General features: G+C 34.2%; 11 protein-coding genes. 4 read left to right on the top strand and 7 right to left on the bottom strand.

What is annotated here, in order from left to right:
* Window positions 1-118 precede the first annotated feature (118 nt).
* The 3 genes from AC1EUU_RS10465 (at window position 119) to AC1EUU_RS10455 (ending at window position 3,962) form a co-directional block, all read left to right on the top strand.
* Complete coding sequence (locus tag AC1EUU_RS10465; protein WP_480201370.1) at window positions 119-985, top strand: UDP-2,3-diacylglucosamine diphosphatase; 867 nt, start codon at window positions 119-121, stop codon at window positions 983-985.
* A 3-nt stretch (window positions 986-988) separates the two neighbouring features.
* Entirely contained in the window at window positions 989-2,017 is a 1,029-nt protein-coding gene (locus AC1EUU_RS10460) for a glycosyltransferase family protein (protein ID WP_480201369.1), read from the top strand.
* Window positions 2,018-2,129: 112 nt separating this feature from the next.
* Window positions 2,130-3,962 (top strand): cation:proton antiporter, encoded by a 1,833-nt coding sequence (locus tag AC1EUU_RS10455; RefSeq protein WP_480201368.1) that lies wholly within the window; start codon window positions 2,130-2,132, stop codon window positions 3,960-3,962.
* A 5-nt stretch (window positions 3,963-3,967) separates the two neighbouring features.
* Here AC1EUU_RS10455 and AC1EUU_RS10450 read toward each other — a convergent pair whose 3' ends face one another.
* The 5 genes from AC1EUU_RS10450 to lepA form a co-directional block, all read right to left on the bottom strand.
* Window positions 3,968-6,373 carry a glycoside hydrolase family 31 protein gene (locus tag AC1EUU_RS10450; RefSeq protein WP_480201367.1) on the bottom strand — a complete coding sequence of 802 codons (2,406 nt, stop codon included), beginning with the start codon at window positions 6,371-6,373 and terminating at the stop codon, window positions 3,968-3,970.
* Window positions 6,374-6,513: 140 nt separating this feature from the next.
* Window positions 6,514-8,427 (bottom strand): 1,4-alpha-glucan branching protein GlgB, encoded by a 1,914-nt coding sequence (gene glgB, locus AC1EUU_RS10445; RefSeq protein WP_480201366.1) that lies wholly within the window; start codon window positions 8,425-8,427, stop codon window positions 6,514-6,516.
* Between the two features lie 9 nt (window positions 8,428-8,436).
* Window positions 8,437-9,702 (bottom strand): glucose-1-phosphate adenylyltransferase, encoded by a 1,266-nt coding sequence (locus AC1EUU_RS10440; protein WP_480201365.1) that lies wholly within the window; start codon window positions 9,700-9,702, stop codon window positions 8,437-8,439.
* A gap of 5 nt (window positions 9,703-9,707) precedes the next feature.
* The gene (locus tag AC1EUU_RS10435) at window positions 9,708-11,111 is read right to left on the bottom strand and encodes a glycogen synthase (RefSeq protein ID WP_480201364.1); all 1,404 of its coding nucleotides are present in this window, start codon (window positions 11,109-11,111) and stop codon (window positions 9,708-9,710) included.
* An 86-nt stretch (window positions 11,112-11,197) separates the two neighbouring features.
* Window positions 11,198-12,994 carry a translation elongation factor 4 gene (gene lepA / locus AC1EUU_RS10430; RefSeq protein WP_480201363.1) on the bottom strand — a complete coding sequence of 599 codons (1,797 nt, stop codon included), beginning with the start codon at window positions 12,992-12,994 and terminating at the stop codon, window positions 11,198-11,200.
* A gap of 220 nt (window positions 12,995-13,214) precedes the next feature.
* On the opposite strand from lepA, the gene AC1EUU_RS10425 reads away from it, so the two are divergent.
* Complete coding sequence (locus AC1EUU_RS10425) at window positions 13,215-14,138, top strand: TIGR01777 family oxidoreductase (RefSeq protein WP_480201362.1); 924 nt, start codon at window positions 13,215-13,217, stop codon at window positions 14,136-14,138.
* 136 nt (window positions 14,139-14,274) lie between these two features.
* On the opposite strand, the gene AC1EUU_RS10420 is transcribed toward AC1EUU_RS10425, so the two are convergent.
* Together AC1EUU_RS10420 and AC1EUU_RS10415 are read right to left on the bottom strand one after the other, a co-directional pair.
* The gene (locus tag AC1EUU_RS10420; protein WP_480201361.1) at window positions 14,275-14,814 is read right to left on the bottom strand and encodes a DUF1697 domain-containing protein; all 540 of its coding nucleotides are present in this window, start codon (window positions 14,812-14,814) and stop codon (window positions 14,275-14,277) included.
* Window positions 14,815-16,833 carry a S9 family peptidase gene (locus tag AC1EUU_RS10415; protein ID WP_480201360.1) on the bottom strand — a complete coding sequence of 673 codons (2,019 nt, stop codon included), beginning with the start codon at window positions 16,831-16,833 and terminating at the stop codon, window positions 14,815-14,817.
* Window position 16,834: the final 1 nt, after the last annotated feature.

The raw sequence follows: 16,834 nt of genomic DNA, 5'->3' as shown, positions 1-16,834 counted from the left end.
TGGTAACAGCTAAGTGATGTCTTTCTTTTTTATTTAATCTACAGGTAATACTAACTAAACAAAGGGTTTAACTTAGAGTACTACCTTGCGTGCTATTAGAAATAATCTAATTTTTTCAATGCCTAAAAAAAGCATCAAAAAAAGAAAGGTAGAACTCGTTGTTATTTCAGATATCCATCTTGGAACGTATGGCTGCCAAGCTAACGAATTACTTAATTATTTAAAGAGTATACAGCCTAAGAGGGTAATTCTTAATGGAGATATTATTGATATCTGGCAGTTTAAAAAGCATTATTGGCCCAAATCACACATGAAGGTAATCAAGCATATTATTGGCTGGATCACCAATGGTGTCGAGGTATATTACATCACAGGTAATCACGATGAAATGTTACGTCGTTTCGTAAATTTTAAAATCAATTCTTTTTCTATACAAAATAAAGTCGTGTTAGAATTAGATGGTCAAAAGGCATGGTTTTTTCACGGTGATGTTTTTGACGTTACCATGCAACATTCTAAATGGATCACTAAACTCGGAGCCATAGGTTATGATATGCTTATTTTACTAAATGGGGTTGTTAACAGCTTAAGCAAATTTTTAGGAAAAGGGAAAATATCACTATCGAAAAAGATTAAAGACAGCGTAAAGAGCGCTGTAAAATACATTAATAATTTTGAGCAAACCGTAGCCGATATTGCTATTGAAAATGAGTATGATTATGTGGTGTGTGGTCACATTCATCAACCAAAGATTAAAACTTATAAAAGTAAAAATGGTAAAGTTTTATATTTAAATTCTGGTGATTGGGTCGAAAACTTAACAGCTTTAGAATATCATCGCAAAAAATGGAGTATTTATCAGTATGATGAAGCACATTTTATGAATTTTAAAGACGTGCAAGTAATTGAAGATGATATCACTGAAAAATCTAACAAAGAAATTTTCAACGAACTATTAGCCGATTTTAACATACAACGAAGCTAAAAGATGAAGATTTTATATGCAATTCAGGGCACAGGCAATGGGCATTTGAGTAGAGCTGGAGAGGTGATTCCTGCCCTGATGAATAGGGCACAGGTTGATGTACTTGTAAGTGGTACAGAATCACAACTAAAACTTCCGTTTGAAGTAAAGTATAAATTTAAAGGTGTGAGCTTTGTTTTTGGAAAAAATGGAGGAATTAATTACTTAAAGACACTTAAGAAAAATAATATTTTTCGAATCATTAGGGAGATTAGAAAATGCAAGGTGAACGAGTATGATCTTGTTATAAATGATTTTGAACCTATTTCTGCCTGGGCGTGCTATTTTAAAAACATAGTTTGTGTATCGTTAAGCCATCAAGCAATTTTACTAGATGAAAGAGTGCCTAAACCCACCAAAAAAAGTAGGATTGGAAGTTTTATTTTAAGAAATTATGCACCTTCTGTAGAAAAATATGGATTTCATTTCAAAGCATATGGAAAGCGAATCTATTCTGCCGTAATAAGACATGCCATTCGAAAGCAAAAGGTGAAGAATAAAAAATATTATACCGTTTACTTACCGGCATACAGTGACGATAAGATTATTAAAGTACTGTCAAAAATAAAAGGGGTAAAATGGAAAGTTTTTTCAAAAAATTGCAAGAAACCATATCAGCGAAAAAATGTATTTATAAAACCCATCAAATCAAATGAATCTTTTGAGCGTAGTATGGCATGGTCAAAAGGAATTTTATGTGGTGCGGGGTTTGAAACTCCTGCAGAAGCATTGTTCTTAAAAAAGAAATTAATGGTAATACCTATGAAAGGTCAATATGAACAAGCATATAATGCAGAAAGTTTGCGTCAACTAGGAGTGCCAATAATAGAAAAATTAAGTAAAAAAAATGTGATAGCTATAGAACAATGGGTGCAGTCAGATAAAACTGTTCAGTTAAAGTTTCCTAATCAAATACAAGCTATTGTAGATAAGATATTAACAAACCATATTATTGCTACAGAACTTTCTAATGAGGTTCTTCAAGGCCTTTAGTGTTCAATATCTAGATATCTTTAAGTCTATTTGTCATTTTAATTTTCATTAAAAGTTTTCTAATGCAATAAGTTTAGCTTTAAATTCTTATTTTTCGCATAAATTTGAGGCAATGATAGAATTAGCTGGCATAATTATTCTAGGAATCTTAGCACAATGGGTAGCATGGCGGTTCAAAATTCCTGCTATTTTACCATTAATATTAATAGGATTGCTGGTTGGGCCTATAGCCGCTGAATACCTTTCTGAAGATGGTTCTAAATGGATTGAACCCGTTTGGAATGGTAAGAAGGGATTATTCCCTGGAGACGGTTTGTATTATTTTGTCTCATTGGCAATTAGTATTATCCTTTTTGAAGGAGGTCTTACGCTCCGTAAAGATGAGATAAAGAATGTTGGCCCGGCAATTACTAAATTAATTACACTAGGTTCTGTTGTTACCTTCTTTGGAGGAGCTGTTGCTGCACATTATTTCTTTGATTTAAATTGGGAAATATCGTTTTTATTCTCTGCATTAATTATCGTTACCGGACCTACTGTAATAACACCTATATTAAGAAATATACCACTAAAAAAGGATGTTTCCGCAGTATTGAAATGGGAGGGAATTCTTATTGACCCAATTGGGGCTTTAGTGGCTGTACTTGTTTTTGAGTTTATTAGTGTTGGCGGTGGTAGTGGGTATACAAAAACAGCATTTATAGAATTTGGGAAAATACTTCTGTTCGGAACTACGTTTGGATTCACTTTTGCACACGCACTAAAATTTGTAATTAATAAGAACATGATACCTCATTATCTCTTAAATGTGGTGTCTTTATCTACCGTACTACTTGTTTTTGTAATGTCCGATATATTCGCACATGAATCAGGTCTTTTGGCTGTTGTGGTGATGGGAATGGTCTTGGGGAATAGTAAACTTCAAAATTTAAGCGAAATATTATACTTTAAAGAATCTTTGAGTGTATTACTAATATCAATATTATTTATTCTCTTAGCGGCTAATATTAACATGTCTGACATGATGTTGCTTTATAGTTGGAAAACAGCATTGCTTTTTGCCACAGTTGTATTTATTATAAGACCGTTGGCTGTTTTTTTAAGTACCGGACAATCCAAGCTTAAAGTGAGTGAAAAAGTATTTATTAGTTGGGTGGGTCCTCGAGGGATCGTTGCTGCCGGTATCGCTTCATTATTTGGTTCAAAGTTAATGAAACAAGGAATTGCCGGAGCCGAGTATATAACGCCGTTGGTATTTATGATTGTTTTAGGAACGGTCTTATTAAATGCTACGACCGCACGACTTATTGCTAAAGTTTTAGGAGTATTTTTATCTAAATCTGATGGTATTTTGATAATAGGAGCGAGTCAATTGTCTCGTTTAATCGCCAAATATTTAAAAGATAATGATAGACATGTTGTTTTGGTTGATAGTAATGGAAGCAATATTCAAAAGGCTAAAGAGATAGGTTTAGAAGCTTCCAAAGAAGATATCTATTCAGAAGATCTTTCGAATAATATAGAGCTCAATGATATTGGGTTTTTATTGGCTCTTACCGGAAATGCAGAAATAAACACTTATGCAATAAATAAATTCAGAGATCAATTTGGAGAGAATGGAAGTTTTCGTTTAATAACGTCAGCCGAAATGAATGACCCAGAGAGTAATCCAAAAGAGGGGTTGTTTTCTCAGACAGATGATTTTATAAAACTTACCGATGTTGTTCGAGAGTTTCCTCAGATTCATGAAACTAAAATTAATTCCCGAGCTCACTTTGATGAATTACTAAAGATTACAAATAAGAATGAACTTTCAATACCATTGTTTATAAAAACTAAAACAGGAAGTCTTGAAATTATTCCAGCTTCGCTAAACGGAATCAAAATAGAAGACGGAGACGAATTTGTATATATGGGTGAAGAATTAGTAGCAACTAAGAACTAGTACCACTATTTTCCTATAATATGAATTTCAGTAAAATTCTTATCAACCACCATTGAATGTGTGCCATTTTTTTTCACATGTTTTAATGGAATAATTTCATTGTCTAATTCTATTTCTTTGATATCGAAAGGTAAACCATGAATGCATAGCTTGAAATTTTCATATTCGGTTATGAACTTACCTTCTTTGTGTTGTTGAAGAATCAATTCTGTTTTTCTTCCCGTTAGTTTAAAGGTTCTGAGACTATAACGACCTTTGGTATAATCATAACCGTCATGCGCATCATCAAAAAGTTGAGACTGCTCTTTACCTTCTTTATAATAAATATCGAGTGTTACCTCTTCAATTTTTCGCTCTCCTACATATTGCTGAACAGGATATTTAGGAATAATAGCTCCCTCTTTTATAAAAATAGGCATACTATCTATTTCGGCATCAACCCACTTTTCTTTTCCACCCTCAAAAACCTCATCATTCCACCAGTTATACCATTTGCCTCTTGGAATATACATTCTTCGCCCCTTTGCATTAGGTTCTTGTACTGGGCAAACTAGAATGTGATTGCCATAGATAAATTCATCGGTTCTATAATGTGTTTGATGATCTTCTTGATCATACATAACTAATGATTTCAGTATCGGAGTGCCATGATCTATCAAGTTCCAAAAAGCAGTATATAAATATGGTAGTAACTGATAGCGTATTTCTACAAATTTTCTAACGATATCTGTCACATCATCATCGAAAGCCCATGGCTCTTGGTCGCCATGATCACCAGACGAATGTACTCTGCAGAATGGATGGAAAATACCTAATTGTATCCACCTTGTAAATAATTCACCTTGTGGTTGTTCAGCAAAACCACCAATGTCACTACCAACAAATGAAAAACCAGACATTGCCATGCGTTGGGCTTGCACATTTGCAATCCATAAATGTTCCCAGGTAGCAATATTATCTCCAGTCCAAGAAGAAGTATAGCGTTGTGTACCAGAATATGCGGCTCTGGTAATTACAAACGGACGTTTAGGATATGCAAACTTCTTTAAACCATGATAAGTGGCTCGAGCCATTTGCATACCATAAATATTATGTGCCTTTCTATGACTACATGGATTTCCATCATAATCGTGACGAACGTCACTTGGGAATGTTTTATTTGGAACTTCCATAACTGCTGGCTCATTCATATCATTCCAAACACCTTTCACACCTATATCTTCAATAAGCTCCTTAAATAATCCGCTCCACCATTCACGTACTTCTTCTCTTGTGAAATCGGGGAAATAACATTCGCCGGGCCATACTTTTCCTTTCATGTAAGGACCATCTGCACGTTTACAGAAATAATCTTTTTCTAGAGCCTCTGAAAATACACTATAGTTCTTATCTACTTTTATCCCTGGATCAATAATCACAACAGTTTTAAAACCTTCATCTGATAGTTCTTTCACCATTTTCTTAGGGTCCGGAAAGTGCTCATTATTCCAGGTAAAACATCTAAAGCCATCCATATAATCAATATCAAGATAGATAGCGTCACAAGGAATTTTTAACTTTCTAAAAGTTGAGGTAATTTCCCTTACCTCACTTTCTGGATAATAACTCCATTTACATTGATGATAACCTAATGCCCAAAGTGGCGGTAATTGATGAGGTTTTCCGGTAAGATCCGTATAACTTTCAACAACATCTTGCATTTTGGGTCCGTAGAAAAAATAATAATTCATTTCACCACCTTGTGCCCAAAAGCTAGTTACATTCCTTCTTTCATTCCCAAAATCAAAATAACTTCTAAATGTATTGTCGAAGAAAATACCATATGCTTTATTATGATGTAAACCGGTATAGAACGGAATTGCCTTATAAATAGGGTCTGTGTCGCGACCATAGGCATACGAATCAGTTACCCAATTTTGAAAACGTTTCCCTTTTAAATTTAGATGATCTGGCTTATCTCCAAGACCATAATAGCTTTCACGATCTTTAATGGCCTTGCTCATTTTTACAATATTACCACCAAACTCATAACTTTCTTCCCAATGAAAGCCAAATTCATCTTCGTTTAGAAGTACATTATCAATAGCGTCATAGATTTTTACTTTGAGATTCTTTTTATCAATATTACAAATGAGTTTAGAAGTACTAATTTCATAATGATCTTTTTTTTCTTCAATTTCTAAGCGATTATAACCTTTACTGGCATATTTCGTTATTGCATAAGAAAAATCATTTTTAAAAGTACCTGTGGTAGAATATCTAAAACGTAATACACTATCTCTAACTACGGTTAATTGCAGCACTACATCGTTATCTGTATAAAAATAAAGTGTATCTACATCTTTTTTAAAGTCTACAATTTGTGATGGAAACAGATTTCCTTTATGTTCTAATTCAGTGTTTGTAATCATAAGTAACTACTTCTTTGTAAAAATCATGTAAAGAAAGGAAAAGTAAAGAGATTTAATAGGCTAAAACAGGCTAATTTCAACGAAAACGATGTAATTTTTAATACTTTACAAATATTTCAAAATTGTTATAAAAATGAAAATCATTTGAGGTACTTAAATGCTACCATACCTAATGGTGGAATGGTAATTTCGATTAAGTTTTCTCTAAAATGCCAATTTTCAGACTTGCTAATAAGGGATTTATTTTTATACTTACCGCTGCCGGCATATTTTTTAAGATCACTGTTGAAAATTTCTTTTAATTTCCCTTTATATGGAAGCCCAATTCTATAATGTTTACGTGGTTCGGGAGTCATATTGCAGGCTATTATAATATCATCTTTTTGATCATTTCCTTTACGTATATAAGTTAATATAGAATTTTCAGCATCATTATAATCTATCCATTCGAATCCTTCGGCTAAAAATTGTTTTTCATAAAGAGCAGGTTCTTTTTTATATAATAGATTTAAATCTTTAATCAATGATTGTATGCCTTTATGAACTTTATATTGTAATAAGTGCCAGTCTAAACTTTGCTGAAAATCCCATTCTTTACTTTGTCCAAATTCAGCCCCTTGAAATAATAATTTAGCTCCAGGATGTGTAAACATATAACTATACAATAACCTCAAATTTGCAAAGCGTTGCCATTCATCACCAGGCATTCGCCCTAAAATAGATCGTTTACCATAAACTACCTCATCATGACTTAAGGGTAGCATAAAGTTCTCTGTAAATGCATAAGTCATGCTAAATGTGAGATCATTTTGATGATGCTTTCGGTGAATAGGTTCTTTGGTGAAGTATTGCAATGTGTCATGCATCCAGCCCATCATCCACTTCATGCCGAAACCAAGCCCGCCTATAAATGTAGGTTTTGATACCATGGGGAATGATGTAGATTCTTCGGCAATCGTTTGAATATCTGGAAAACTGGCATAAACTGCTTCATTCATTTCTTTTAAGAATGTGATAGCATCGAGGTTTTCACGCCCTCCGAACCGATTTGGTTCCCATTGTCCATCTTCTCTAGAATAATCTAAGTATAACATGGATGCCACGGCATCTACACGCAATCCGTCTATATGATATTTATCTAACCAGAATATGGCATTACTGATTAAGAAGGATTTTACTTCATTTCTACCATAGTTAAATATCAGACTTTTCCAATCAGGATGATATCCTTTTCTTTTATCGGGATGTTCATATAAATTTGAACCATCAAAAAAACCTAAACCATGTGCATCTTCAGGAAAATGCGAAGGCACCCAATCTAGAATAACCCCAATATTATTTTGATGAAATTTATCTACAAGAAGTTTAAATTCTTCCGGATACCCAAAACGTGAAGTTGGAGCGAAATAACCCGTTAATTGATATCCCCAACTAGGATCATACGGATACTCCATAATAGGCATTAATTCTACATGCGTGAAGTTCATCTCTTTCACATAATTAACCAATTCATCGGCTAATTCATAATATGATAATGAACGGTGTTCTTCAACATGTTTTTTCCAAGATCCTAGATGCACTTCATATACCGAAAAAGGAGCATCTATCGCGTTATTTTTCTTACGGCTCCTCATCCATTTTGCATCTTCCCATTTATAATTCTCGTCATCCCAAATTATGGATGCCGTTTTTGGAGGATGTTCACACCGGCGAGCAAACGGATCAGCCTTCTCTGTTTTTATATCGTTGTGATGACTCTGTATTTTATATTTATAAATATTGCCTTTGCCAATATTCGGAATAAAACCTTCCCAAATACCACTACCATCCCAACGAACGTTTAACGCATGTTGATCTTCGTTCCAGTGATTAAAGTCGCCTATTACCGATACTGCTTTTGCACTTGGTGCCCATACTGCGAAGTAGGTACCTTCTACACTATTTAATGTTATGCTATGCGAACCAAACTTTTCGTATAAACGATGGTGTTTACCTGCTTTAAAAAGGTTAATATCAAAATCTGTAAACAGACTATAAGAAAGTACATTAGTCATAGGTATTGGTTAAATGGTATAACCGGGAGGAATCACAGCATCTTTTTTTATTACTACAATTCCTTCTTTAATAAAGTAGGTATCTGTTTCAATATCTTCTAAATGCTTACCTCCATTTATTTTTACATCATCTCCAATACGGCAATTTTTATCAATAATGGCATTTTTAATATAACAACGTTCACCTATACCCATTAAAATTTCAATATTGTTGTTTTCAATTTCTTCTAAAGATTCATAAGAGTCACAACCCATCATATATGTGTTAATAACGGTTGACTCATTGCCTATTCTTGATCGAATACCAATAACTGATTTCTCAATCTTAGCAGCATTTATAATACAACCTTCGGCAATAACGGTTTTCTCTAAAGAGGTTCCTGATATTTTTGATGTTGGAAGCATTCTAGCTCTCGTGTAAACTCGAGTTGAGCGCTCATAAAGATCGAATTTAGGAATATCGTCTGTTAATCCTAAATTGGCTTCAAAGAAAGAATCTATATTCCCAATATCGGTCCAATAACCTTCGTATTGATAACTTAATACTTTATGTTTATCAATAGATTGAGGAATAATCTCTTTACCAAAATCTATGGTATCAGGATTTTCCATCAATTTTACCAGTAGATCTTTGTTGAAGATATATATACCCATAGAAGCAAGATAAAATCGTTCTTCTTTTTTCATTTCTTCACTTACTTCAGAAGTCCAATTGGGTAATAATTTTGCTTCGGGCTTTTCAATAAAAGAGGTTATCGTATTGTTGGTGTCAGTTTTTAATATACCAAAAGAAGTTGCTTCTTTGGCATTTACAGGTAAGGTCGCAATAGAAATTTCGGCATTGCTTTCAACATGTTTATCGATCATCTCTTTGAAATCCATTTGATAGAGTTGATCACCAGATAGAATTAAGGCATATTCAAAATCATGACGTAAGAAGTGATGCATACTTTGCCGAACGGCATCAGCCGTACCTTGAAACCAAGTTTTATTCTTTGGAGTTTGCTCGGCCGCAAGTACATCTACAAAAGCAGAGCTAAAAAAACTAAAGTGATAGGTGTTTTTTATATGCCTGTTTAATGAGGCCGAATTAAATTGTGTTAACACGTACATACGTTTTATGTTTGAGTTAATACAATTTGAAATAGGAATATCTACTAATCTATATTTACCAGCAATTGGTACAGCCGGTTTCGATCTGCTTGCGGTAAGAGGATATAATCGAGACCCTTGACCGCCTCCTAAAATTATTGATAATACCTTGTCATTAACCATAACCCTTAGTTTAATAATTTATAAAGTTTTATATATTCATTTGCTGATACATTCCAAGAATGATCGATCTGCATTATTAGCTGACGATTTTCTTTGAAAGAATGTTGATTGCTATAGAAATTTGTAGCACGCCCAATAACAGCAACTATATTTTCTACTGATAATTTTTTAACCACAAGCCCAAAACCATTGGCGTCGATATCTATAACAGTATCTTTTAAACCTCCAACTTCTGTTACAATGGGTACACAGCCATATCTTAATGCATATAGCTGATTTAAACCACATGGCTCTACACGAGATGGCATTAATAAAAAATCTGCGCCAGCATAAATAATATGTGCTAGTTTTTCATCATAGCCGATAAATGCATTATAAGAAGTTAGGTCATTTGATTTTAACTGTTCTAATTGGTTTTCAATAGCATCATGCCCGGAGCCTAAAATCAAAAAAGAAATGTCATGTTGATCTAAACTCTGTTTAATAATATCTGGTAAAAGATCAGCACCTTTTTCACCAACTAATCTCCCGATAAATGCGAACAGTGGTTTTTTAATATCTAAACCAAAATGATCACAAAGCCACTTTTTATTTGTTTTTCTGCCAGATTGAACCGTTTTTTTAGAATAATTTTTTGGCAAGAAAGTATCTGTTTCTGTATTCCATACGGCGGTATCTATACCATTTAAAATTCCAATACTTTTGGCACTCTCATGGCTTAATAAATGCTCTAGACCGTTTGCATTAGATTTTAATTCTTCCATATAGTTTGGTGAAACGGCAGTAATGCGCCATGCACATTTGATGCCTGCCGCTAATGGATTGACACTACCATTCCAATCTAATAAACCTACATTAGAAAAATCAAATTCTGGTATTTTATAGATTTGATCATGAGAGAACCATCCCTGATATTGAGCATTGTGTATTGTGAGTACCGATGGTGTTTTTCTAAGTGCATCGTAACGGTATGATTGTGACATCATAAAAGGAATTAATCCGGTATGATGATCATGACAATGTATAACATCAGGTTTATTTTCTAATTCAGTAATCCAATCAAGTATGGCGATCTGAAATGCTAAAAACCTATCAGTATCATCATAAGAATAAACATAATCCGTATGCAAAAGATCGGGTTGATCAATGAGGAAAACATCAAAATCTAATGTGTTATTAAGTAACTCTAAGACCTTATATTCATATGTTTCAGTTCCTAAATTTAATGTAGATTCGTAAACAGACCTGAAAGAATTTTCTGCCGTAAATGCATTCTTATAAAAAGGTAAAATAACCTCGCTTTTTACATTCAAACTGTTTTGGTACTTTGGTAATGCACCAACAACATCGGCTAATCCGCCAACTTTAGCTATAGGGTAACATTCAGCACTGACATGTGTAATATGCATACCCTAAAATTACGAAATGTTTCATCGCGAAGTTTTAACGAATCGTAAAATTTAAGATAACGTTTTCGCTGGACAGTGCTATTTATTTAGTCATTTAGTTTTAGTACCGCCATAAATGCTTGCTGAGGAATTTCTACATTTCCAACCTGGCGCATCCGTTTTTTCCCTTTTTTCTGTTTTTCAAGAAGCTTACGTTTACGAGAAATATCACCACCATAACACTTTGCAGTTACATCTTTTCGAAGTGCTTTTACAGTTTCTCGAGAAATAATTTTAGAACCAATGGCCGCTTGAATTGGGATGTCAAATTGTTGACGCGGGATCAATTCTTTTAGTTTTTCACACATTCTTTTACCAATGTTGTACGCATTATCAGCATGTAGTAATGCCGATAGGGCATCTACATTTTGGCCATTTAATAGCACATCAACTTTCACCAGTTTAGAGGCACGCATACCAATAGGAGAATAATCAAATGAAGCATATCCTTTTGATACCGTTTTTAAGCGATCATAAAAATCGAAAACTATCTCAGCTAAAGGCATATCAAAATTGAGCTCAACACGCTCTGGAGTTAGATATGTTTGGTTAGTAATCTGCCCACGTTTTTCTATACATAAGCTCATTACAGGCCCAATAAAATCGGCTTTTGTAATAATTGAAGCCTTAATATAAGGTTCTTCAACTCTATTTAATTTTGATGGATCTGGTAAATCACTAGGATTATTTACCAAGATTAACTCATCAGGTTCTTTGTTAGTATAAGCATGGTACGATACGTTAGGTACTGTGGTAATCACAGTCATATCAAATTCACGCTCAAGACGTTCTTGAATAATTTCTAAGTGTAGCATTCCTAGGAATCCACAGCGGAAACCAAATCCTAAAGCAGCAGAACTTTCGGGTTGAAATACTAATGAAGCATCATTCAATTGCAATTTTTCCATCGAAGCACGAAGTTCTTCATAATCTTCGGTGTCAACCGGATAGATGCCAGCAAATACCATAGGTTTTACATCTTCGAAACCTTCAATCGCATTTTGTGTTGAGGTTTTGGCATCAGTAATAGTGTCACCAACTTTTACCTCACTGGCAGCTTTGATTCCAGTAATTAAATATCCAACATCACCAGTTTTAATGTTTTGTTTAGGTTCTTGCTTAAGTTTTAAAGTACCAACTTCATCAGCAAAATACTCATTGTTGGTTGCCATAAACTTAATGCGCTGCCCTTTTTTAATCTCACCATTCATAACTCTAAAATACGTCTCTATACCTCTATAAGGATTATAAACTGAGTCAAAAATTAAGGCTTGTAATGGCTCATCAGGATTTCCTTTCGGAGACGGGACACGATCAATAATAGCTTTTAAAATATTTTCAACACCAAATCCGGTTTTTCCACTGGCAGGAATAACTTCCGAGGCATCGCAACCTAATAAATCTACAATGTCATCAGTTACTTCTTCTGGATTTGCACTTGGTAAATCAACCTTATTTAATACCGGGATAATTTCTAGGTCATTCTCTAAGGCTAAGTACAAATTTGAAATAGTTTGTGCTTGTATACTTTGTGCGGCATCAACAATTAATAAGGCACCTTCACAGGCAGCGATTGAACGAGATACTTCATACGAGAAGTCAACATGACCAGGAGTGTCAATAAGATTTAGTATGTATTTTTCTCCTTCATATTCATAATCCATTTGTATGGCATGCGATTTAATGGTAATACCGCGCTCGCGTTCAAGATCCATGTCATCTAAAAGTTGGTCTTGCTTTTCACGATCAGTAATTGTACCGGTAAACTCCAACAATCTATCTGCCAAGGTACTTTTACCATGGTCTATATGCGCAATGATGCAAAAATTACGAATGTTCTTCATTCAAGTCCTACTAAAAATAAGGGCACAAAGATACTTAAATTAGCAATAAGATTATATGTATTTTTACAGAACCTATTTTTATGAACCTATGGAATTTAAACGACTTAAGAAACGTAAGCGCCCTAATTATAAACGTTCATTGATTTTGATCATTTTACTTTTGCTAGTGATCTATTTTTGGTTGAATGCTGAAAGTATAATGCAACGATTCCTTTAAAGCATGAATTTATTAATTACCGGAGCAACGGGATTGGTTGGAACCGAACTTGTTAAACAAAGTTTAGCTAAGGGTTATAAAGTTCATTATTTAACCACCAATAAATCTAAGATTGTTAGTCAAGATAATTATCAAGGATTTTATTGGAACCCTAATAATGGGGAAATAGATACGAATTGCCTTAATGGAGTGGATACTGTTATAAATTTAGCAGGAGCGAGTATTTCAAAGCGATGGACTAAAAAGTATAAAAGAGAAATATTAGAGAGTAGGATAGACTCGGTTAAAGTCTTGTATGAATTACTATCTAAGAATAAACATCATGTAAAGCATTTTTGCTCAGCTTCGGCATTAGGTATTTATCCATCTTCATTCACGAAAAAATACGAAGAGACAGAAACGCTGGTAAGTAGCGAGTTTTTAGGCAGGGTAGTTAAAGCATGGGAAGATGAAGTTGATACCCTTGGCGAATTAGAACTGATTGTTAGCAAAGTTAGAATCGGTATAGTTTTAACAAAAGAGGGAGGTGCTTTGATTGAAATGATAAAACCAATAAAATTAGGATTTGGTTCGGCTATTGGTGATGGTAAGCAATGGCAATCTTGGATACATGTAAAAGATTTAGCAAGATTGTTTTTATATGTGGTAGAAAATAATCTAAAGGGAATTTATAATGGGGTGTCATCTCAACCGATTACCAACGCTCAAATGACCAAGGCAATTGCAAAGCAATTAAAAAAGCCTTTATGGTTGCCAAATGTTCCTTCATTTATGATGAGGTTATTATTGGGCTACATGTCTGACCTGGTATTAGAAAGTCAGTACTTAACCAATGATAAAATTAAAGAAGCGGGATTTGAGTTTGAGTTTGATACCATTGAGCAAACTTTACAGAGCATTACTTTTAATTCTGAAACCTCGGTATAAGAAATCTGTTTTTCTAGATTTCTCAATCGCTATGCTCATTTCGAAATGACATCCCTAACCTTTTGTTAGGCGCCATGTGAGATTCAGAATTGCATTTTAATGAGGCTCAGATCTAAACTCAGAAGAAGTAGTATATTTAATCAGAAAGTTCTACTAACTTGTTCACTGTTCTCCAATTGCGTGATGAAGCTCTTACTTTAAGCTTACTTTCAAAAAAATTATTACTCATTTTAGCATTACCTGCCCCATTAGCAGCATAGAAATAAATAACCTTACCATCTAAAATATATTCTTCCGGACTATAATCATAAGTAGCCAGTATATCTATGTTTTTCTGTAGAGGTTTTTCTTGCAAGAATACTAGATAAAACTTTTTTGGATCTTTGGTTGTATCTTTTTCAAAAGGGTTGTTTACTATAGCATCTTTTATGTCTTCTGGAGTCAAAATAATAACGGTAACGTTAAAACCAAAATCACTAAATAACATCTGATGAATGATGTTTTCTAGTTTTTTTAAATCATTTTCATCGGATCTAAAAATAATATTGCCACTTTGAATATAAGTTACAACATCTTTAAAACTTAAAGCTTCAAAAGCTGCCTTGAGTTCCGCCATTTTTATCTTCTTTTGGCCACTAACATTAATACCACGAAGTAAACAAATAAATGTTCCCATTTATTTATTTCTATATTTTTCAAACCATGCCAAAATGTGATCTACTTTGGTAATCAATTGGCTTGGGCGCCTAACGATACCATGAGAAGCTCCTGGTATTTCAACTAACGCTGTTGGTATTTTTCTAATTTTTAAGGCGCCATACAATTGCTTGGCCTCGGAAAGAGGTGTTCGTAAGTCTGCAGTACCCACCATTACCAAAGTTGGCGTTTTAATTTTACCCACAAGAGAGACTGGCGAGAATTTCCAATAGGTTTCAAAATTTTCCCATGGTTGTCCAGGATAACGATAATCAGCATAATAGAAATAGTTGTCCGCCACTAAGGTCTTGCTAATCCAATTCATTACGGGCTTTACTACTGCGGCAGCTTTAAAACGATTATTCTTACCGATCACCCAGGCGGTCATAATACCACCCGCGCTACCCCCCGTAACGTACAACTCATTGGTGTTAATATACCCTTTAGCAATAACCGCATCTACACCGTCCATTACATCGTTATAATCTTCACCCGGATAATTATGATATAGTAGGTTCCCGAACTTTTCACCATAGCTGGTGCTTCCCCTTGGGTTTGGATAAAAAACAACATAGCCAGCCGCAGCATATAGCTGAATTTCAGGGGAGAAACGATCTCCATAATTTGAAATCGGGCCTCCATGATTTTCTACCATGAGTGGATATTTCTTTGAAGGATCAAAGTTTGGCGGATAAACAATCCATCCTTGAATTTTATTATCATCAACAGAAGAATTGTACCAGATTTCTTCTGTTTTACCAAGTTTTCTAAAAGATAAAATATCGTCGTTTAAGTTTAGAACTAATTTAGGTTTTTGCCCTTTAGAAAGGACTGCAATCTCAGCAGGATGATATGGTGTTGTATAGGTATAGGCAATTTTACCTGTACTTGAAATAGAGTAGGAGCCACCACCATATGGACGACCTATTGAGGTACCTCCCAGATTATCGGCTATTTTTGTGATTTTTCCAGAAAGCGTTGTATAGGCAATTTTAGTATTTCCTTGGTCGTCATAAGTAAAATACAGGCCTTTTCCATCTGAGCTCCATTTTAGGTTTGATTTACCACGGTCTAAATTAACATTGATAGTCTTTTTATTTGAGCCATCAATATTCATAAAGTAAATCTTATTTACCTGATAAGTTTGAATCTTATCATCATAACCCAAGTAAGCTATATGTTTTCCATTTGGCGATATGGCAAGACCAAAGTCAGGACCATTTCTATTGGTCAATGGGTTTACTTTTCCATTTATAATATCTAGAGTGTAGATTTCAGAATTGCGTGTTTCATATTCCCAATTTGGATTATGATTTCCACTAAAAAAGAGGGATTTACCATCTTTTGACCACTTTGGAACGCCATAATTAAGGTTTCCATTAGAAATTTGCCTAGCTGACCCTCCTTCTGCATTGATCATAAATAAATGCCGATACCCTGGTTTGGTATAACCAGAACCATCTGCTTCATATTTTAATCGCGTGGTTACTCTTGGATGATCGGCCCATTTCGCTCCTTTTGGTTTTTTAGGAGGTTTTACTAATGTAGGTTGTTTGCTATCTACTTTCATAGTAAATGCAATGTATTTTCCATTTGGAGACCAGGTTAAAGCACTTGGCGATTTTTCTAATTGTGTCAATCGTGCTATTTTGTTAGTTCTTAACCAATACACAAATATTTCAGAGCCATTTTTAGTACTGCTTGTAAAGGCTATCCTAGAGCCATCAGGAGACCATTTAGCGTTTGATTCATTTACATCATTATTGGTAAGCTTTGTATGATTCTGCCCGTTAGTATCTAATATCCACAAGCGAGAAATACGCTTGTCATTCATAATGTCAAATCCACTTCGTTGATAGACAATTTTAGTACCATCAGGTGAAATTTGAGGGTTTTGAGCCCACTCTAATTCAAAAACATCCAGATTTTTAAAGGGTGTTTTCTGTTGTGCTTGTAAAGAGGTAATAAGGAAAATAAATAAAAATAATAAGCTACGCATG

The sequence above is a fragment of the Maritimimonas sp. 2205BS37-2 genome, assembly GCF_056591755.1.
This window is presented reverse-complemented; position numbering and strand designations above follow the sequence as displayed.